This window comes from Ectobacillus antri, from assembly GCF_003852715.1.
Lineage (GTDB): Bacteria > Bacillota > Bacilli > Bacillales > Bacillaceae_G > Ectobacillus > Ectobacillus antri.
In genome coordinates this window covers 61,657-82,381 of the sequence record NZ_RIAV01000007.1, presented here as the reverse complement: position 1 = coordinate 82,381, position 20,725 = coordinate 61,657, and the positions used below count along the sequence as shown (strand labels likewise).

Sequence of the window (20,725 nt, the reverse complement as noted above, 5' to 3'; positions counted from 1 at the left end):
CGGAAAAATATACAAAATGAACATAAATTCTATTTGACACCGCACCTTAGTAGGGGATATTACACTTTTATACGAATATTTGTTCGTTTTTTTGGCTTTTTCTCATTTGTTCATGATAAAATAACGATAGATAATGTTGAGGAGGTCGAGGTGTGTGGAGCAGCAATTTGAGGTAGTGTCACCGTACTCGCCACAGGGTGATCAGCCGAAAGCAATTGAGAAGCTGGTGCAGGGGATACGTGAAGGTAAGAAGCACCAGGTTTTGCTTGGGGCAACTGGTACGGGCAAAACGTTTACAATGTCAAATGTAATTAAAGAGGTCAACAAACCGACGCTTGTCATTGCGCATAATAAAACGCTGGCTGGACAGCTATACAGTGAGTTTAAGGACTTTTTTCCAAACAACGCGGTTGAGTATTTTGTCAGCTATTATGACTATTATCAGCCGGAGGCCTATGTCCCGCAAACAGACACATTTATTGAAAAAGATGCGAAAACAAATGATGAGATTGACAAGCTGCGTCACTCCGCCACTTCGGCATTGTTTGAACGGCGTGATGTGATTGTCGTAGCGAGCGTATCTTGTATCTATGGTCTCGGCTCACCGGAAGAGTATAAGGAAATGGTAGTGTCGCTTCGGGTCGGTATGGAAAAGGGACGCGATGAGCTGTTACGCCAATTGGTAGATATACAATACGCGCGTAACGACATTGATTTTCAGCGTGGAACGTTTCGTGTACGAGGTGATGTTGTAGAGATTTTCCCGGCTTCGCGCAGTGAGCACTGCATTCGCATAGAATTTTTTGGTGACGAAATTGATCGTATTCGTGAGGTCGATGCCCTCACGGGAGAAGTACTTGCTGAGCGAGAGCATGCGGCAATTTTCCCGGCATCTCACTTCGTAACGCGTGAAGAAAAAATGCGTATTGCAATTGAAAATATTGAAAAGGAGCTAGAAGATAGACTCAAGGAATTGCGAGATGAAGATAAGCTTCTAGAGGCGCAACGTCTCGAGCAGCGTACGCGCTATGATCTTGAGATGATGCGCGAAATGGGCTTTTGCTCCGGTATTGAAAACTACTCGCGCCATCTTACACTCCGGCCGCCGGGCTCTACACCGTACACGCTTATTGACTATTTCCCGGATGACTTTTTAATTGTAATTGATGAGTCCCACGTATCTGTTCCGCAAATCCGCGCGATGTTCAACGGTGATCAAGCGCGTAAACAGGTGCTTGTAGACCATGGTTTTCGCTTGCCGTCTGCGCTTGACAATCGTCCGCTTAAATTTGAAGAATTTGAGGAAAAGGCACATCAATTGGTATATGTTTCAGCAACACCAGGTCCGTATGAACTGGAGCATTCACCTGCACCTATTGAGCAAATCATCCGTCCGACGGGGCTTTTGGATCCGATTATTGATGTACGTCCGATTGAAGGACAAATTGACGATCTTATCGGAGAAATTCAAGATCGTATTAGTAAAAATGAGCGCGTGTTAATTACAACACTCACAAAGAAAATGTCCGAAGACTTAACAGATTACTTAAAAGATATTGGTATTAAGGTCAATTATTTGCATTCAGAAATTAAAACGCTAGAGCGCATTGAGATTATCCGTGATTTGCGTCTTGGCAAATATGATGTACTTGTTGGAATCAACCTGCTTCGAGAGGGACTTGATATTCCGGAAGTGTCGCTTGTTGCCATTTTGGATGCAGACAAAGAAGGGTTCCTTCGCTCTGAGCGTTCCTTGATTCAAACAATTGGCCGGGCGGCACGTAACGAAAATGGCCATGTTATTATGTACGCTGATAAAATAACAAACTCCATGGAGCTGGCTATTAGTGAAACAAAGCGCCGCCGTGAGATTCAAGAAGCGTACAATGCGAAGCACGGCATCACGCCTCGCACGATTCGCAAGGAGGTTCGTGATATTATTCGCGCGACAACAGCTGCCGAAGAGGAAGTAACATACAAAGCAAAACCGAAGAAAATGACAAAGGAAGAGCGCACAAACTTAATTGCGCGTCTTGAAATAGAGATGAAGGAAGCGGCAAGGGCGCTTGATTTTGAGCGTGCGGCGGAGCTTCGTGACTTAGTGCTTGAGCTGAAAGCGGAAAGGTAGGGATAGCGTTGGCAAATGATCGAATTATTGTGAAGGGTGCTCGCGCCCACAACTTGAAAAATATTGATGTAACGATTCCGAGAAACAAACTTGTGGTGATTACCGGTTTATCAGGGTCGGGGAAATCTTCGTTGGCGTTTGATACGATTTATGCAGAAGGACAGCGCCGCTATGTTGAGTCGTTGTCCGCATACGCTCGTCAGTTTTTAGGGCAAATGGATAAGCCGGATGTGGACGCAATTGAAGGCTTGTCACCAGCAATTTCTATCGACCAAAAAACAACGAGCCGCAACCCGCGTTCTACGGTCGGTACAGTTACGGAAATTTATGATTACTTACGTTTATTGTATGCGCGTGTTGGCACACCAATTTGTCCGAATCACGGCATTGAAATTACATCGCAAACGATTGAACAAATGGTAGATCGGATTTTAGAATATCCGGAACGCACCAAGCTACAGGTGCTTTCGCCCATCGTTTCTGGGCGTAAAGGAACACATGTAAAAACGCTAGAAGACATCAAAAAGCAAGGTTATGTTCGTGTGCGTGTAGACGGTGAAATGCGTGAACTTTCCGATGATATTCAGCTGGATAAAAATAAAAAACACAGCATTGAAGTTGTCATTGATCGTATTGTTGTAAAAGAAGGCATTGCATCGCGACTTGCGGACTCCTTGGAAACAGCTCTTCGTCTTGGAGAGGGACGCGTACTCATTGATGTAATGGGAGAAGAAGAGCTGTTGTTTAGCGAGCATCATGCTTGTCCACACTGTGGTTTTTCGATTGGTGAATTAGAGCCGCGCATGTTTTCCTTCAATAGTCCGTACGGTGCGTGTCCATCTTGTGATGGTCTTGGTGCCAAGCTTGAGGTAGATCCGGAACTTGTAATTCCAAATTGGGACTTAAGTCTGCGCAATCATGCGATTGCCCCTTGGGAGCCGTCTAGCTCACAATATTATCCGCAGCTTTTAGAGGCGGTGTGCAATCACTATGGCATTGACATGGATGTGCCTGTAAAAGACATTCCAAAGCATTTGTTTGATAAAGTGTTGTATGGCAGCGGTGAAGAGAAAATTTACTTCCGTTACGTGAACGATTTCGGGCAGGTAAAAGAAGGGGACATTACTTTTGAAGGAGTATTGCCGAATATTGAGCGACGCTATCGCGAAACGAGCTCAGATTACATTCGTGAGCAAATGGAGAAATACATGGCGGAGCAGGCGTGTCCAAAATGTAAAGGAGCCCGTTTAAAAACAGAAAGTCTAGCTGTGTTCGTGGGAGGTAAGCATATCTCTGATGTGACAAATCAATCCGTAACGGAAGTATATGATTTTTTCTCTACAATTCTGCTGACAGAAAAACAGGAGAAAATTGCTCGTCTTATCTTGCGCGAAATTAAAGAGCGCCTCAGCTTTTTAATTAATGTTGGTCTCGATTACTTAACATTAAATCGTTCGGCAGGGACACTTTCAGGCGGTGAGGCACAGCGTATTCGTTTGGCAACACAAATTGGCTCACGTTTAACCGGCGTTCTTTACATTCTGGATGAACCTTCCATTGGTTTACATCAACGCGATAATGACAGGTTGATTCAAACATTGCAGGATATGCGCGATTTAGGGAATACGCTCATTGTTGTAGAGCATGATGAAGATACTATGATAGCGGCAGATTATCTTATTGATATCGGTCCGGGTGCCGGTATTCATGGTGGGCAAGTTGTGTCTGCAGGAACGCCGGAAGAGGTAATGATGGATGAGAAGTCACTAACAGGGCAGTACTTAGCTGGTAAAAAATTCATTCCCGTACCGATGGAGCGCCGAAAAGGTGACGGTCGTAAAATCGAAATTCTAGGTGCGAAAGAAAATAATCTGCACAATGTAAAAATGTCGTTTCCGCTCGGTACGTTTGTTGCGGTGACCGGGGTGTCGGGATCTGGTAAAAGTACGCTTGTGAACGAGATTTTATATAAAGCATTGGCGCAAAAGCTCCATAAAGCAAAACTTAAGCCAGGTGCACATAAAGATATAAAAGGTATTGAGCATTTAGACAAGGTTATTGATATTGACCAATCACCAATCGGGCGTACGCCGCGTTCAAATCCAGCAACGTATACAGGTGTGTTTGATGATATTCGTGATGTATTTGCGCAAACGAATGAGGCAAAGGTGCGCGGCTATCAAAAGGGGCGGTTCAGCTTTAATGTAAAGGGCGGACGCTGTGAAGCATGCCGCGGTGATGGTATCATTAAAATTGAAATGCATTTCCTTCCGGATGTGTACGTTCCTTGTGAGGTGTGTCACGGTAAACGCTATAACCGAGAAACGCTCGAAGTGAAATACAAAGACAAAAGTATTGCTGATATTTTGGAGATGACGATTGAAGACGGCGTACGCTTTTTTGAAAATATCCCGAAAATTAAGCGCAAGCTGCAAACACTCGCGGATGTGGGACTGGAGTATATGACACTCGGCCAGCCGGCCACGACGCTTTCGGGCGGAGAAGCACAGCGCGTTAAACTGGCATCTGAATTGCATCGCCGTTCTAATGGACGCACGCTGTATATTCTGGATGAACCGACAACAGGTTTGCATGTAGATGATATTGCGCGCCTACTAAAGGTGTTGCAGCGTTTGGTGGAAAACGGTGATACCGTTCTTGTGATTGAGCATAATTTGGACGTTATTAAAACAGCTGATTATATCGTTGACTTAGGTCCAGAAGGCGGAGACAAGGGCGGACAAATTGTTGCGACCGGTACACCGGAGCAGGTGGCGGACGTACAAGCGTCTTATACAGCGAAATATTTAAAAGCCATTATGGAACGAGATAAAGCAAGGACAAATCAAGAAGTATCGGAAACTGTGCAGTAAGGGAAAGCCTCCAAAAAGAAGGGTATTCTTTTGGAGGTTTTTTTATACAAATGAAGAAAGGAGCGCTAGAGGAGGGACAGCATGAAGGGAATGGAAAAAGTATTGGTGGCCGGTGGATATATGAGTTTATTTGTGTTACCGGCTATTCTTCCGTTTATTTTATATGTTGCGTGTTCAAATCGCGAAGTGAAATATCATGCCAGAGTGGCTTTTGCATCACAATGTGTGCCGGTGGCTTGGGTTGGAGTCACGTTTTGGTTTTTTTTATCAGCCCGCGAGGCGGATGCGATGTCTCTCGGCATTCTTTTTGGTATAGTAGTGCTAGGTTTATTTAACTTTTGGATTATGGTGTGGAGCGTCGGAAATGCGCTTCGTGTACTTGTATCTAGAAAAGAGGATGTGGAAGTATGAGATGGTTATTATCTATCGTATTAAACGCCTTTGTGCTTATCGTTGTATCAGGCTTATTAAAGCTGATTAGTCCAGAGTCATTTTACATTAAAAGTATTGGTACAGCACTCATTGCAAGCTTCACGCTTTCATTGCTACATATGTTTGTGAAGCCACTTTTAATTATTATTACGTTGCCGCTCACCATTATCACGTTTGGTTTCTTTTTAGTGATTATCAATGCAATTACGCTAAAGTTAACAGACAATTTACTTGGAGATGCCTTCAACATTAATGGCTTTGGCACAGCAATCGTAGCTGCGATTTTCATCTCTGTATTTAATATTTTTATTGATAAGCTTATATTTCGGGCACGTGAGAAAAAAGAATAAGCGGTTTCGCCTTTTCAGAAAAAAATGGTACACTAGACAAGTGAGATGTTATTAGTGAAATAGTGGAGGTAGGATATGCCAAAGGTTCGTACAAAGGATTTGATAGAGCATTTTCAGCTAGAATTAATCGGCGGAGAAAATGGTATCGATCGTCCTATTAAAACAAGTGATTTATCAAGACCCGGAATTGAGATGGCAGGCTTTTTTACATACTATCCGGCAGACCGTGTGCAGCTTCTCGGTATGACAGAGCTGACGTTTTTTGAAACGTTGACCCCGGAGCAAAAAAGAGATCGAATGAATGCGCTTTGTACACCAAAGACGCCTTGTATTATTGTAACACGTGGGCAGCAAGTACCGCTTGAGTTAATGGAAGCGGCATGTGAGGCAAATGTACCGCTATTACTCTCAACCCAGAAAACGACCCGCCTTTCAAGCCGTCTGACCAATTACTTAGAAAGTAAATTGGCACCAACAACGGCTGTACACGGCGTATTGGTTGATATTTACGGCGTAGGTGTTTTAATTACCGGTTCAAGCGGCGTTGGAAAAAGTGAAACGGCATTGGAACTTGTAAAACGCGGTCACCGCCTTGTGGCAGATGATAGCGTAGAAATTCGTCAAGAAGATGAAGATACCTTGATTGGCAGTTCACCAGAATTAATTGAACACCTGCTTGAGATTCGCGGGCTTGGGATTATCAACGTCATGACCTTGTTTGGTGCAGGAGCCGTGCGCAATCATAAACGTATTTCACTGGTTATTCATCTTGAGATTTGGGACCAAAAGAAAAACTACGATCGTCTTGGCTTGGATGAGGAAAAAATGAAGATTATTGATACAGATTTAACAAAGATTACGTTGCCGGTACGACCGGGACGTAACTTGGCTGTTATTATTGAAGTGGCGGCAATGAATTTCCGTTTAAAACGAATGGGTGTAAATGCTGCACAGCAATTTTCAGAGCGCTTGATGAATGCGATTGAAACGAAAGAAGAATAGGAGGAAACAGGGATGTTATTAGCTGCTGCACCTTACTTTGATCGCGTCTTTATCCAGCTCGGCCCTTTTCCAATTTACTGGTATGGTGTTATCATTGGCTCCGGTGTTTTGCTTGGGTTGTGGCTCGCGACACGCGAGGCGGAGAGACGAGGATTGCCGAAGGATTTATTTGTAGATCTTGTATTATTTGCGGTGCCTATCGCCATTATTTGTGCACGTGTATACTATGTTATTTTTGAATGGAGCTACTATAGTGAAAATCCATCGCAAATCATTAATATTCGTGAGGGCGGTCTTGCGATTCACGGTGGCTTAATTGGTGCTGTTTTGACAGCATTGGTATTCTCTCGTGTACGCGGCGTGTCGTTTTGGAAAATGGCTGATATTGCGGCGCCGAGCATTTTGCTAGGACAAGCGATTGGCCGTTGGGGCAATTTTATGAACCAAGAAGCGCATGGTGGACCGGTCACGCGTGGTTTTTTGGAAGGGTTGTACCTGCCAGATTTTATTATTAACCAAATGAATATTAATGGTACATACTATCATCCAACATTTTTGTATGAGTCGCTATGGAGCTTTGTGGGTGTTGCTCTCTTATTGCTGCTTCGCAAGGTAAATCTACGCCGCGGGGAGCTGTTTTTAACGTATTTAATCTGGTATTCTATCGGCCGCTTCTTTATTGAAGGACTGCGTACAGATAGCTTGATGATCGGACCTTTGCGTACGGCACAGGTTATCTCTGTTGTGATTATTGTCGTAGCGCTTATCTTGATAGTGGTGCGCCGCAAGATGGGGAAAGCCGACAAACGGTATCTAGAAGCATAAAAAGCAGCGCCTGTCACAGGCGCTGTTTCTCATAGGGGGAAACGAGATGGAAACGTTGAAGAGAGGGGTACTTGCAGGGGGGAAAACGACCTGGGCACTCGGAAAGATTATCTTTCCAATTACGTTGTTTGTGACCATTTTACAATACACACCGGTATTGCCGTGGCTTACCAAACTGATTGCCCCGCTTATGGGCTTACTTGGTTTGCCTGGTGATGCGGCGATTGTATTGGTTTTAGGTAATGTACTCAATTTATATGCAGCAATTGGAGCCATTTTAACGTTAGATTTAACAGTAAAAGAGGTATTTATTCTAGCTGTCATGCTGTCATTCTCTCATAATTTACTAGTGGAGTCTTCTGTTGCCGCTAAGGTAGGGGTACAAATTTGGATTGTTCTTGCTGTTCGTATTGGTTTAGCTATTATGTCAGCAATATGTATTGATCAGCTTTGGCAAGGCGGTGGTAAACAAGCGCAGTATGGGTTTGCTGCAGAAAGCAAAGCTGTACCTGAAACATGGATTGATATTATCTTTGTTGGGTTACAGAAGGCAGCCAGCGGAATATGGCAACTTGCGCTTATTGTAATCCCGCTTATGATTATGATTCAGATTTTAAAAGATTACGGATTTTTGGATCGTTTTTCAAAGATGATGGCACCATTTACACGGTTGCTTGGCATGAAGGAGAATACGTCTACTACATTAGCGGCGGGTTTATTATTCGGTTTGGCACTCGGTGCCGGTGTAATGATTCAAGCAGTACGTGAAGATGGTGTAGAAAAGCGTGATTTGGTACTGGCGTTCATTTTCCTAGTTGCATGCCATGCTGTTGTAGAAGACACACTTATTTTTATTCCGCTTGGCATACCGGTATTGCCGCTGTTTTTCATTCGTATTATAGTAGCGGTATTACTGACGGTTGTGATTGCTATTACTTGGAGAAAGACAGATGGAAAGGACTTGGCTTATGAAAATTAATACAGTTTTATTTGATTTAGACGGAACACTCATTAATACGAATGAACTTATTATCTCATCCTTTTTACACACGTTAAACACATATTATCCAGAGACATACAAGCGAGAAGATGTGTTGCCGTTTATCGGGCCATCGCTCACAGAAACCTTTTCGGCATTGGATCCGGAACGTACGGAAGAAATGATAGCATGCTACCGAGCTTACAACCACGCTAATCATGATGCTCTTGTAGAAGAATATGAAACTGTATATGAGACGGTAGAAGCATTGCATAAACAAGGCTATAAGCTCGGTATTGTGACAACGAAGGCGCGTGTGACAGTTGAAATGGGACTCAAGCTGTTTGATTTACGGAAGTTTTTTGATGTCATTGTGACCATTGATGATGTAACAAATGTCAAACCGCATCCAGAACCTATTGAGCAGGCTTTGCGTTTGCTTGATGCCAAGCCAGAAGAGGCTTTGATGGTAGGAGATAATCACCATGACATTTTGGGTGGTCGTAGCGCTGGCACACGAACCGCTGCTGTTGCGTGGTCTATTAAGGGTAGAGAATATGTAGCTTCGTATCATCCGACATATATACTAGAGCGGATGAGTGATTTGCTTGGTATATTGGCTGAGGAGGGAGAAGTGTGAGACGTACAACACGATATCCTGTTACCGGCGCGAATTCATTGTGGCATGTATATAAAACGGTGCCGTTTTGGAAGGTTGTCAAAAATTTTATTGTAATTCAATTAGCTCGCTATACACCGTTTTTACAAATGAAACATTGGCTGTATCGCACGTTTTTGCGCATGGATATCGGTTCCGAAACCTCATTCGCGCTCATGGTTATGTTGGATATTATGTTTCCTGAAAAAATTAAAGTAGGTCGCAATACCGTGATTGGCTATAATACAACGATTCTTGCGCATGAGTATTTAATTAAGGAATATCGTCTTGGTGAGGTTATTATTGGTGATGAAGTAATGATTGGTGCGAATACCACCATTCTACCGGGTGTTATTATTGGAGATGGGGCTATTGTTTCCGCAGGGACGCTTGTTCATAAGGATGTACCGGCCGGTGCTTTTGTGGGCGGAAATCCTATGCGTGTCATTTATACGAAAGAAGAAATGGAACAACGGGTATGAAAAGCCATAAATTGCATACAATATACTGTTTTGTTTTTTCAAGAATCGTTTATACTTATAAGTAGAGAAATACGGATGTTTTTCACTTTGCATGTGAACGTATCATAGATAAACGGAGGAATTATGGGGAAAAAACAACAGATCGAGGAAGAGAAGGGACAAGTTATTACCTTTCATCAATCATCGCAATATTTCTATGAAAAAGGTATGAAAGCGTATCGTCGCAGCAATTTGGATGATGCGATTAAATATTTACAACGAGCGGCGGATATGAATCAAGATCCGTTTGTTTTGTGTCAACTGGCATCTGCTCTTTCAGAGGCTGGACAGTATTATGAATCCAATCGGCTCTTTAAAAAAGTGATGCGATTGGATGAAAGTATGACAGAGTGCTATTACTATTTAGCAAATAATTTTGCTTTTTTAGGTTTGTTTCAACAAGCTAAAAATTATGCGGAGCGCTATTTAGAGGCAGAGAAAGATGGGGAGTTCAGAGAAGAGACATTTGAACTTTTAGACATTATTGCAATTGAAGATGAGGAGGAAGAGTTTGCAGCAGAAGATGAACTCATTTTGATGCAAGAGCAAGCAAATCTTCTCATCCGCGGTGGTCACCTAGAAGAAGCGATTCATACATTAGAGAACGTGCTTGCAGACTACCCAGAATTTTGGTCAGCGCATAATAACTTGGCCATTGTTCATTTTCAACTTGGTCAGGTAGAGGAAGCCATGCGAATTTTGAACCATGTATTAGAGCAAAATCCGGGGAATTTGCATGCGCTTTGTAATAGTCTTATATTATTATATTCAATTGGTCGTAGAGAACAGGCAGAGCGTCTTGCAGATCAATTGGAGAATGTGCACCCCATTTTATTAGAGCAACGTTTTAAGTTGGCAAACACACTGGCGACAGTAGGTCGTTTCCAAGCAGCGTATGTTATGTTTAAAAGTCTTAAAAAGAATGGGTATGAAGGGGATACAAGTTTTCATTACTGGTTTGCCTATGCAGCGCATATGGTAGGTGATACGATTCTTGCACAAAAGCTATGGGAACGCGTTGTAGAAGCGTTACCAGACCGAGAAGGAAAAGAGCCTTGGCGCCCAACGACATTTACAAATGGGAATCAAGCAGCATTGCTTGGTCAACTTCTCGTTTCCTTTAAAGAGGCAACAACAATAGAGGAAAAGATGCTGGCGCTGTATCTGATGAATGAGCTCAACATAGACGAAAAAGCACAGGTCTTTTTAGATATTGCAGAAGAATCGGAGCAGGATGTAATTTGTAATTGGGCATTGTATTTATATAGTGAAGTGACGGGAGAAGCAATGCCCCAAGTGGCACATGGTTTTGCGCATTGTGCGCATATTGCTCATCTTTTATATCATCATACAGAAAAGGATGATATGTTGATTGAAGAATGCTTACAGCGCTGGTTCCGTATTTTTACTTCTTATCAGGAAAATTCTTATGGTAATGCAGTTGCTTGGTCAGCTGCGATTGAGTACATTGTGCGGGGCGATTTAAAAGAAAACATGACACAAGCAGAAATAGGGCATATGTATAATGTGTCCGTATCCACCGTTCGCAAATATGTGCAGGCGGTCAAGAAGATGGAAGCAAATAATTAGAAAAAAGCATGTCCACTGCGTATAATGGAGATGTATAAGGAGTGAGAAACAGTAAATAAAAATATATACAAATATGAGTGAATGTATTCAAATGTATAAAAGGTGTAGGTTGTGAATGTTCCCGTACATTGCGAAAGTGGTGTAATCATAGGGTAGAACCTTGAGGGTCGCCTACATTGTTAGAAATGCGAGAGCCAAGCGAAAATAAAATTTAAAGAAAGGAGAGTCTACTGAACAGAGGATATACAATTATCATTGCACGATAATGTATATATGTACGGTGGGCTACATCGGAATTTACGCCTGTGGAGAACTATACAAACGATAGTAGCGAGTAATTGGCGAGGTCGAGTTCGTAGAAGCAGGAATCCTCTGGATGTATATATTTGTATACATTTTCAGTAGCAGTGAAACAAGGTGTCTGAAGAAAAAATTTATGACGTAATGATTATCGGTGCAGGCCCTGCCGGCATGACGGCTGCATTATATACATCTCGTGCTAATTTGAGCACACTTATGCTTGAGCGTGGTATTCCGGGCGGACAAATGGCAAATACAGAAGAAGTTGAAAACTACCCAGGCTATGATCATATTTTAGGTCCAGAACTATCTACGAAAATGTTTGAACATGCGAAAAAATTCGGTGCGGAATACGCATACGGTGATGTAAAAGAAATTATTGACGGCAAAGAGTTTAAAACAGTAATTGCTGGCAAAAAGGAATATAAAGCACGTGCTATTATTATCGCAAGCGGTGCAGAATATAAGAAAATTGGCGTACCAGGTGAAAAAGAGCTTGGTGGTCGCGGTGTATCCTACTGTGCAGTATGCGACGGTGCATTCTTTAAAGGAAAAGAGCTTGTTGTTGTTGGGGGCGGCGACTCCGCAGTTGAAGAAGGTGTATACTTAACACGCTTTGCCAAAAAGGTGACGATTGTGCACCGCCGCGATAAATTACGCGCGCAAAAAATCCTTCAAGATCGTGCATTTAACAACGAAAAAATCTCTTTCATTTGGAACAGCACAGTAAAGGAAATCAATGAGGCCAACGGTAAGGTCGGTAGCGTTACTTTAACAGATGTGAATACAGGTGAAGAGCAAGAGTTTAAAACGGATGGGGTATTCATCTACATCGGCATGTTGCCATTGTCTAAACCGTTTGAAGCGCTTGGTATTACAAACGAAAACGGTTATATCGAAACAAATGATCGCATGGAAACGAAGGTGCCTGGTATTTTTGCTGCAGGTGATGTGCGTGAAAAAGCACTTCGTCAAATCGTAACAGCAACAGGTGACGGCAGTATTGCCGCACAAACCGCACAGCATTATATTGAAGAGTTGCTAGAAGAACTAAGTCGCGAAACCGTAACGGAAGAGTAATTATTGGTTAATGTCTTTGTAACGGTAACAAAATATAGATGGGGTATAGTTAAGACACAGTTGACCCCCTCGAATATGTGAGCATGAGCTACGGCTTGTGCTCTTTTTTTATGGAAAATGGAAGCCCAAGTGAATAGTATGATATAACGAGCGCTTCTAGCATAGTAGGAATTAAAAGGAAAAATACTACACCTGAACAAGCCGCTTCCGCTTTTCTAGATCCAGCTGCGCCTCCTAGGCACTGCCATCTAAGAACCTCAGCCACAAAAAGGCAAAAAACGCCTTTTAGGGATGAGAACCTTAGATTCTGTGCCTAAACAGTCGGCTCCGCTTTTCTTTTCAGTTTTTTCAGAAAAAATACTAGGACAGCTTCATTGTGGCAAAGCTCGTTTAATAGTATAATGAACGGAAGGAGAGACGAAGGTCTCTTCCCACATAATTGAGGTGAAATAAACGTGCAAAGAGTAACAAACTGTGTACTGTTAAAAGATAATCAAGTTCTTCTTTTGCAGAAGCCGCGCCGCAATTGGTGGGTTGCACCGGGCGGGAAAATGGAAAGCGGAGAAAGCATCCGCGAAGCGGTAACGCGAGAGTATCGAGAAGAAACTGGGATTTACTTAAAGAATCCTGCATTAAAGGGCATATTTACATTTGTAATTAAAGAAGGCGATAAAGTTGTCTCTGAATGGATGATGTTTTCCTTTTTAGCGACGGACTTTACTGGCGAAAACAAAGACGAATGTGAAGAAGGAATTTTACAATGGCACAACAAAGAAGATATTGCACAGCTGCCGATGGCGCCGGGCGATCATCATATTATAGATTACTTGTTGCAGGGAAATGCCATCATATACGGAACTTTTGTATATACACCGGATTTTGAGTTAATTTCGTATCGATTAGATCCGAGCTAAGGGGGAAACGGGGATGAATAAAAACGATATTAAAATGGTGATCATTACAGGCATGTCGGGCGCTGGAAAAACGGTTGCACTGCAAAGCTTTGAAGATCTTGGCTATTTTTGTGTCGATAATTTACCGCCGGCACTGCTTCCTAAGTTTGTGGAGCTGATGTCTGAATCCCGCAATAAGATGGATAAAGTGGCGTTAGGCATTGACCTGCGCGGGCGAGAGTTTTTTGATCAATTATGGGAATCATTAGATGATTTGACGGAGCGTACATGGCTAATTCCACACATCTTGTTTTTAGATGCAAAAGACAGCACGCTTGTAACGCGTTATAAAGAAACAAGACGTTCGCATCCCTTAGCGCCTACGGATCTGCCCCTTAAGGGAATTGAACTGGAGCGAGAATTGCTAGGTGACATGAAAGCACGTGCCAACATGGTTCTTGATACTTCAGATTTAAAACCAAAAGATTTGCGTGAAAAAATTTCTAATGTATTTTCTTCACCAGATCAAGATGGATTTCGCATCAACGTAACTTCCTTTGGCTTTAAATACGGTGTACCAATTGATGCAGACTTAATGTTTGATGTGCGTTTTTTGCCAAATCCGTTTTATATTCCGCAAATGAAACCGCTGACCGGCTTAGATGAAGAGGTTTCTTCGTATGTGTTAAAGTTTAACGAAACCAATAAGTTTTTAGAAAAGCTGACAGACTTAATTTCATTCATGTTGCCTTACTATAAGCGTGAAGGCAAGAGTCAGCTTGTGTTGGCTATTGGCTGTACCGGTGGACAGCATCGCTCTGTCACAATTGCAGAATATCTGAAAGAATATTTTGCGAAGGAGTATACAACACATGTATCTCATCGTGATGTGGAAAAAAGAAAGGGACATTAATTCATGATGACAAGCCGAAAGCCCAAAATGGTCATTGTGGGCGGAGGGACTGGGCTGTCCGTTCTGCTTCGCGGATTAAAAAAATATCCGGTCGATTTGACCGCCATTGTCACTGTAGCTGATGATGGTGGCAGCTCTGGTCGTCTTCGGAACGATATGGAAATTCCGCCCCCTGGTGACGTACGAAATGTATTAGTCGCGCTCTCTGATGTAGAGCCTCTTGTGGAGGCTTTGTTTCAGCATCGCTTTACTACTGGCGACTTGTCTGGACACGCGCTTGGCAATCTATTATTAGCAGGTATGACATCCATCACCGGTGACTTCTTTCATGCGATTACAGAGATGAGTAAGGTATTAAATGTAAGAGGCCGTGTATTGCCGGCAGCCAACCAAAGTGTTGTCCTGCATGCAGAATATGCGGATGGTACTGTTGTAACAGGTGAGTCTAAAATTCCATACCGCGGTGAAAAAATCAATCGTGTATTTTTAACACCAAATGATGTAGAGCCATTAGCGGAGACCCTAAATGAAATACGTAAAGCGGATTTGCTTGTGTTTGGACCAGGTAGTTTATATACAAGTATATTGCCAAACTTAATGGTTCGAAAAATTGGTGAAGCGGTGTTGCAGGCGAAAGCCCGTAAAGTGTATGTATGCAACGTCATGACGCAAGCAGGGGAGACGATGGGATATAAAGCATCTGATCATGTCCAGGCGCTACATGATCACCTAGGCCCGTTTATTGATACTATTATTGTTAACAATGGCTCTATTCCGGAGCGTTTATTAAAGCGATACGAAAAAGAGCTTTCCACGCAGGTTGTGTGTGATGAAAAGCGTTTGTCTGATATGAATATTACTGTTATACAAGATATGCTTGTTAAATATGAAGACGATGTTGTTCGTCATGATACGGTGAAATTGGCTAGTATCCTATATTCATTGCTGTGAGGAGGTGAGCAAAGATGTCCTTTGCATCAGAAACAAAAAAGGAATTGACAAACTTAGACATAAAAGACTGTTGCGTAAGGGCGGAGCTCTCTGCATTGATTCGAATGAACGGCTCACTTTCCTTTTCCAATCGCCGGTTAATTATTGATATTCAAACTGAAAATGCTGCCATTGCCAGACGTATTTATACATTGTTAAAAAGAAGCTATAACGTTGCTGTTGAGTTGCTCGTCCGCAAAAAAATGCGTTTGAAAAAGAATAATGTATATATTGTGAGACTTGTTGAACAAGCAAAGGAAGTGCTCGAAGATCTCAAAATCATGCAGGGTGATTTTTCACTGATTCACAATATTTCAGAAGAATTGATTAAGAAAAAATGCTGCAAGCGCTCTTATTTACGAGGTGCTTTTTTAGCAGGTGGGTCCGTAAATAATCCAGAAACCTCTTCGTATCATCTAGAGATTTTTTCTTTGTACAAAGAGCATAATGAAGCCATATGTGAGCTTATGAACGAATTTGATCTTAACAGTAAAACGCTTGAGCGTCGCAAAGGTCATATTACGTATTTAAAAGAAGCAGAGAAAATCACTGAGTTTTTGAACATCATTGGGGCACATGGTGCACTGCTTCGATTTGAGGATATTCGCATTGTTCGTGACATGAGAAATTCTGTAAACCGTTTGGTGAACTGTGAAACAGCAAACCTTAACAAGACGATTGGCGCTGCGCTTAGACAAATCGAAAATATCAAATATATTGAACGAACTGTCGGTTTAGATTATTTGCCGGAGAAATTACGGGAAATCGCGCAGCTGCGTATTAGTTACGAAGATGTCACTCTAAAAGAGCTTGGAGAAATGGTAACAGGAAAAATCAGTAAGTCAGGTATTAATCATCGTCTCCGCAAAATTGATGAAATTGCCGAAAAGCTGCGTGCGGGAGAAATAGCAATAAAGTAAAAGTATTTATATAAAAGGGGGAAAAAACGTTGGTACAAAAGCAAGTAAAAGTTGCATTAAAATCCGGGTTACAGGCACGCCCGGCTGCTTTGTTCGTACAAGAAGCAAACCGTTTTCAATCTGATGTGTTTATTGAAAAGGAAGGAAAGAAAGTGAATGCAAAAAGCATTATGGGGTTAATGAGTCTGGCGGTAGGTGCAAATGAAACAATCACGATTATTACAGAGGGGCATGACGAAGTGGATGCATTGGATGCTTTAGTCAGTTATGTAGAGAAAGCATAAAACTTTTAAAGTAGAGGAAAAGCCGATGAAGGTATTCATCGGCTTTTTTCAATCATTATTGTTTATTTGCTACAATTTTATCAATCAAACCGTATTCAAGCGCTTTTTCAGCTGTCATAAAGTTATCGCGATCTGTATCGCGTGCAATAACTTCAAGTGGCTGTCCAGTGCGCTCAGAAAGAATTGTGTTCAGTTTATCGCGCAAGAACAAGATACGTTTTGCAGCAATTTCAATTTCTGTTGCTTGACCTTGTGCACCGCCAAGTGGTTGGTGAATCATGACTTCACTATTTGGAAGGGCATAACGTTTTCCTTTCTCACCAGCTGCAAGCAAAAATGCGCCCATAGAAGCAGCCATACCAATACAAATTGTAGATACCGGCGCTTTAATGAATTGCATTGTATCGTAAATTGCCATACCTGCTGTAATTGATCCGCCTGGGCTGTTAATGTACAGATGAATCTCTTTCTCGGAATCTTGAGACTCTAGGAACAACAGCTGTGATACGATAGAGTTTGCAACGTTATCATCAATTGCACTGCCAAGCATAATAATGCGATCTTTCAACAGACGAGAATAAATGTCATATGCACGCTCGCCGCGGTTTGTTTGTTCAATAACTGTAGGAATTAAATTCATGAATAGGCCTCCTTTGTAATAGCATGTTTCAAGTAATACAGCGGAGTAATCCGCTCTTGTTGTTTCTATAATACAATTATGGTCAGTAAAGGTCAAATAAAACCATTTGGATTTGTTTTTTTCTTGACCTATAGCTATATATTCGATGAGAATGACGTGTTCCCTTCACAGCATAACCGCTCCGCATGAAATTAAACGTGTTGATTTTCACACTTTATATGATATAATGTCGATATGACTATGTGCGCTCGTAGCTCAGGGGATAGAGCGGTGGTTTCCGGTACCACGTCATGCGGGGGTTCGATTCCCTCCGAGCGCGTCGATGAAGGCCTGTGTGCGAATGCATACAGGCTTTTTTATGTGGAAACAGGCTTTGTTAAAGCCTAATGTTGATCTATTGCACTTGTTGATTGGAATGAAGGGGACGAGACTTGTTTGTTAGGGTTTTACGCGGCATGTGCTCTCACCGAAACTACAAATCGCTTGGTTTTCTTTTCTATCTACAAACATGAGAGCCTTTCATCTTATGTTTTAAACTCGATTTTTCTTGTCGTATTTTCCCATTCCTCTTAATAAAAATGAAATAACGAATACTGGGTGGGTTTTACCATTCAATTTATGCACCGATGTATTGTACAATAGAGGCTAAGGGGGAGATTGGATTGAAGGCAAGTTTGGTACAGGAACAGTCACTTCGTTTGGCGATGACACAAGAGTTGCGTCAGGCTATTGCGATGCTGCAGTATAATGCACAAGAGTTAACAGAGTTTTTGTATGAGCAATCGCTGGAAAATCCGTTAATTGAGCTAAAGATCCGAGAGGGCGGGCGTAAAACACAGAACCAGATGGAGATTTACGGTTCGCATAGTGAAACGTTGCAGCAGCATTTATTGGAGCAGCTTCGCATTCATAAAGCAGCCAATATGCGCGCATTGCGCTTTATAGTAGATAATATAGATGAAAATGGGTATTTACGAGAAAGTGACGAAGAGCTCGCAGCACTCCTCAATATGCCGATTGATGAAGTGCGAGCTTGTGTGCATGTCTTGCAAGGTTTAGAGCCAGCAGGGGTTGGGGCACGAACTTTACAAGAATGTTTGCTTCTTCAGTTAAAGCGCTTACAAAATAGGTGTGGTCTAGCTGAACAGATGATTGCTTATCATTTTGACGCGTTTGCTAAAAAAGATTGGAAGCAGCTGACACAGGCACTAAAATGTCAAGGTGAAGAATTACAGCAGGCAATGCGTGTCATCGTTTCGTTACAACCGAAGCCGGGTCTTGCATTTTCATCTGAAAAGCCGTGGTACGTTACACCTGATTTAGCGGTTCACCGTAAAAATGGTGAACTTATTATTACAGTAGAACAAACGCATTTGCCTAAAATTGAAATTCACCCAACCTATAGCGCGATGTTGACAACAGAAGCAGAGCGTGATGTGGCTTCCTACTTGGCACAAAAGCAGCAGCATGTGCAGTGGCTTTTGAAAAGTTTGGAACAACGAAAGATTACGTTGCTTCGTGTAATGGAAGTTATTGTAGCAAGACAATCTGCTTTTTTTATGCGCGGTCCGTTATTTGTACAGCCGATGGCATTAAAGGAGGTTGCTGCAGAGCTTGGGTTGCATGAATCAACCGTTAGCCGCGCTACAAGAAACAAATTTGTACAGACGCCGTATGGTGTATTTGAGATGAAGTATTTCTTTAGCAACGCTGTATCAGAGGATGATGTGTCTGCGCTGCGGGTCAAGGAATTGCTAAAAAGCATGATAGAAAAAGAAGACAAACGCAAACCTTTGTCTGATCAAAAAATTGTACAATGCTTAGAGAAGGAGTATGGGATTGGTGTATCGAGGCGAACGGTTGCAAAGTACCGGGAGCAGCTCAAGATTCCTGCCTCTTCGCTCCGCAAGACAATGTAAAGGCCTGGTGGTTAAAATGAATGTGGTACTATACGGAAAAAAAGATTGCTGTCTATGTGATGATGCAAAAGCGATTTTGCATGAATTACAGCAAGAGCACAACTTTATATGGAAAGAAATTGACATTTATAGCGATGATGTGCTGTTAGAAAGGTACCAAATCATGATTCCTGTCATAGAAATAGAGGGAGAAGAGGTGCAAGCGGGCATTATTCAAAAAGATGTCATAAGTAAGCGCTTAACACAAGGTTCTTGACTTGAATAAAAAAATATATCCTGTTACAATACTATATGTAGCAGGAAATTTTTTTTACAGCACGCGGGACATAATGTGTCTCTATGGGACGTATATTGACCCACAACAAAGTGAATGATAGTGAGGGAAGAATGATGCGTTCATGGATTGATTATGCAAAACGATTATTGCCCGATCTGCTACCTGTTATGCAAACTCGCATGCAAATTCTGCAATACATACGACTTACGCAGCCAATTGGTCGCCGGAATTTGTCTGCCAGTTTAAACATGACAGAACGTGTGTTGCGAAGTGAAGTACAGATTTTAAAAGAAGAGCACTTGATTCATGTAGCTTCCGCCGGTATGACGCTAACAGAAAGTGGTATGGAGGTTGTCACAGCACTGGAAGAATTTATGCGAGAAATTTCTGGATTAAAGGTTTTGGAAGCACAGCTTAAGGAAACATTAAATCTGGAGGAAGTTTTCGTAGTAGCAGGTGACAGTGATGCTTCTCCTTGGGTAAAACAAGAGATGGGCCGTGCCAGCGTAGCGTGCATAAAGAAGCGGCTTGGTGCGAATAATATCGTTGCCGTAGCCGGAGGTACAACGCTCGCGGCTGTAGCGGACATGATGAAATCAGACTTTAAAAATCTGGATATCTTGTTTGTTCCGGCACGAGGTGGCATTGGTGAAAGCGTCGAAAATGAAGCAAACACCATTTGTGCCAAAATGGCCAAAAACACAAACAGCAGCTACCGCCTTCTGTACGTTCCGGATCAAATTAGCAGCGAAGTGTATGCATCCATTATGACAGAGCCATCTGTGAAGTCAGTTCTGGAACTTATTCAGGCTTCCAACATTGTGATTCATGGTATCGGCGATGCGCTAAAAATGGCGCAAAGACGCAAAACCGCTGAAACGGACTGGAATAAAATTATAGAAGGACACGCGGTAGGAGAAGCATTCGGGTATTACTTTGATGAACACGGTAAGGTGGTACACAAGGTACTCACAGCAGGTATGCAACTTGCAGATTTACGCCATATTCCGCACGTGGTGGCTGTAGCAGGCGGCGCTTCAAAGGCAAAGGCTATTCGCGCAGTCGTTAGACAAGGACACACATCACTATTGGTGACGGATGAAGGTGCAGCAAAAGCGTTACTAAGGGGAAACCCTTAACATAAAATTTGA

Annotated in this window: 20 protein-coding genes and 1 tRNA gene; 20 read left to right on the top strand and 1 reads right to left on the bottom strand. The window is 42.3% G+C overall.

Annotated features, from left to right (window positions below):
* The first annotated feature begins 154 nt into the window (after positions 1-154).
* The 16 genes from uvrB to EEJ45_RS09095 all read left to right on the top strand — a co-directional run bounded on the left by uvrB (position 155) and on the right by EEJ45_RS09095 (position 16,738).
* Positions 155-2,128, top strand: a complete 1,974-nt coding sequence (gene uvrB, locus EEJ45_RS09170; protein WP_124564507.1) for an excinuclease ABC subunit UvrB — start codon at positions 155-157, stop codon at positions 2,126-2,128.
* An 8-nt stretch (positions 2,129-2,136) separates the two neighbouring features.
* Positions 2,137-5,001, top strand: coding sequence for an excinuclease ABC subunit UvrA (gene uvrA, locus EEJ45_RS09165; protein ID WP_124564506.1), 2,865 nt, complete (start codon positions 2,137-2,139; stop codon positions 4,999-5,001).
* An 81-nt stretch (positions 5,002-5,082) separates the two neighbouring features.
* The gene (locus tag EEJ45_RS09160) at positions 5,083-5,412 is read left to right on the top strand and encodes a hypothetical protein (protein WP_124564505.1); all 330 of its coding nucleotides are present in this window, start codon (positions 5,083-5,085) and stop codon (positions 5,410-5,412) included.
* Entirely contained in the window at positions 5,409-5,783 is a 375-nt protein-coding gene (locus EEJ45_RS09155; protein ID WP_124564504.1) for a phage holin family protein, read from the top strand. Before EEJ45_RS09160 ends, EEJ45_RS09155 begins: the two co-directional genes overlap by 4 nt.
* Positions 5,784-5,858: 75 nt before the next feature.
* On the top strand, positions 5,859-6,785 hold the full coding sequence (gene hprK, locus EEJ45_RS09150) for an HPr(Ser) kinase/phosphatase (protein WP_124564503.1): 927 nt from the start codon (positions 5,859-5,861) through the stop codon (positions 6,783-6,785).
* A 12-nt stretch (positions 6,786-6,797) separates the two neighbouring features.
* Positions 6,798-7,610: a prolipoprotein diacylglyceryl transferase gene (gene lgt, locus EEJ45_RS09145; protein ID WP_124564502.1), complete on the top strand. Its 813-nt coding sequence runs from the start codon at positions 6,798-6,800 to the stop codon at positions 7,608-7,610.
* Between the two features lie 46 nt (positions 7,611-7,656).
* Positions 7,657-8,589, top strand: a complete 933-nt coding sequence (locus tag EEJ45_RS09140) for a nucleoside recognition domain-containing protein (protein WP_124564501.1) — start codon at positions 7,657-7,659, stop codon at positions 8,587-8,589.
* The gene (gene ppaX / locus EEJ45_RS09135; protein WP_124564553.1) at positions 8,579-9,229 is read left to right on the top strand and encodes a pyrophosphatase PpaX; all 651 of its coding nucleotides are present in this window, start codon (positions 8,579-8,581) and stop codon (positions 9,227-9,229) included. The genes EEJ45_RS09140 and ppaX overlap by 11 nt, the downstream gene beginning before the upstream one ends.
* Entirely contained in the window at positions 9,226-9,729 is a 504-nt protein-coding gene (locus EEJ45_RS09130; RefSeq protein WP_124564500.1) for an acyltransferase, read from the top strand. Before ppaX ends, EEJ45_RS09130 begins: the two co-directional genes overlap by 4 nt.
* A gap of 123 nt (positions 9,730-9,852) precedes the next feature.
* The gene (locus tag EEJ45_RS09125) at positions 9,853-11,358 is read left to right on the top strand and encodes a tetratricopeptide repeat protein (protein WP_124564499.1); all 1,506 of its coding nucleotides are present in this window, start codon (positions 9,853-9,855) and stop codon (positions 11,356-11,358) included.
* 417 nt (positions 11,359-11,775) lie between these two features.
* Positions 11,776-12,738: a thioredoxin-disulfide reductase gene (trxB, locus tag EEJ45_RS09120; RefSeq protein WP_124564498.1), complete on the top strand. Its 963-nt coding sequence runs from the start codon at positions 11,776-11,778 to the stop codon at positions 12,736-12,738.
* Positions 12,739-13,193: 455 nt separating this feature from the next.
* The gene (locus EEJ45_RS09115; protein WP_124564497.1) at positions 13,194-13,652 is read left to right on the top strand and encodes an NUDIX hydrolase; all 459 of its coding nucleotides are present in this window, start codon (positions 13,194-13,196) and stop codon (positions 13,650-13,652) included.
* A 13-nt stretch (positions 13,653-13,665) separates the two neighbouring features.
* The gene (rapZ, locus tag EEJ45_RS09110; RefSeq protein ID WP_124564496.1) at positions 13,666-14,544 is read left to right on the top strand and encodes an RNase adapter RapZ; all 879 of its coding nucleotides are present in this window, start codon (positions 13,666-13,668) and stop codon (positions 14,542-14,544) included.
* A gap of 3 nt (positions 14,545-14,547) precedes the next feature.
* Complete coding sequence (locus EEJ45_RS09105; protein ID WP_124564495.1) at positions 14,548-15,495, top strand: gluconeogenesis factor YvcK family protein; 948 nt, start codon at positions 14,548-14,550, stop codon at positions 15,493-15,495.
* 14 nt (positions 15,496-15,509) lie between these two features.
* Positions 15,510-16,454, top strand: coding sequence for a DNA-binding protein WhiA (gene whiA, locus EEJ45_RS09100; RefSeq protein WP_124564494.1), 945 nt, complete (start codon positions 15,510-15,512; stop codon positions 16,452-16,454).
* Positions 16,455-16,483: 29 nt separating this feature from the next.
* Positions 16,484-16,738, top strand: coding sequence for an HPr family phosphocarrier protein (locus tag EEJ45_RS09095; protein ID WP_124564493.1), 255 nt, complete (start codon positions 16,484-16,486; stop codon positions 16,736-16,738).
* A gap of 55 nt (positions 16,739-16,793) precedes the next feature.
* On the opposite strand, the gene clpP is transcribed toward EEJ45_RS09095, so the two are convergent.
* On the bottom strand, positions 16,794-17,378 hold the full coding sequence (gene clpP / locus EEJ45_RS09090; protein ID WP_124564492.1) for an ATP-dependent Clp endopeptidase proteolytic subunit ClpP: 585 nt from the start codon (positions 17,376-17,378) through the stop codon (positions 16,794-16,796).
* Positions 17,379-17,622: 244 nt separating this feature from the next.
* On the opposite strand from clpP, the gene EEJ45_RS09085 reads away from it, so the two are divergent.
* The 4 genes from EEJ45_RS09085 (at position 17,623) to EEJ45_RS09070 (ending at position 20,713) form a co-directional block, all read left to right on the top strand.
* Positions 17,623-17,697, top strand: a tRNA-Arg gene (locus EEJ45_RS09085).
* 343 nt (positions 17,698-18,040) lie between these two features.
* A complete protein-coding gene (rpoN, locus tag EEJ45_RS09080; RefSeq protein WP_124564491.1) occupies positions 18,041-19,297 on the top strand; it encodes an RNA polymerase factor sigma-54 in 1,257 nt (418 codons plus the stop codon).
* A gap of 16 nt (positions 19,298-19,313) precedes the next feature.
* Entirely contained in the window at positions 19,314-19,553 is a 240-nt protein-coding gene (locus EEJ45_RS09075; protein WP_124564490.1) for a glutaredoxin family protein, read from the top strand.
* Positions 19,554-19,687: 134 nt separating this feature from the next.
* On the top strand, positions 19,688-20,713 hold the full coding sequence (locus EEJ45_RS09070) for a sugar-binding transcriptional regulator (protein ID WP_124564552.1): 1,026 nt from the start codon (positions 19,688-19,690) through the stop codon (positions 20,711-20,713).
* Positions 20,714-20,725 lie beyond the last annotated feature (12 nt).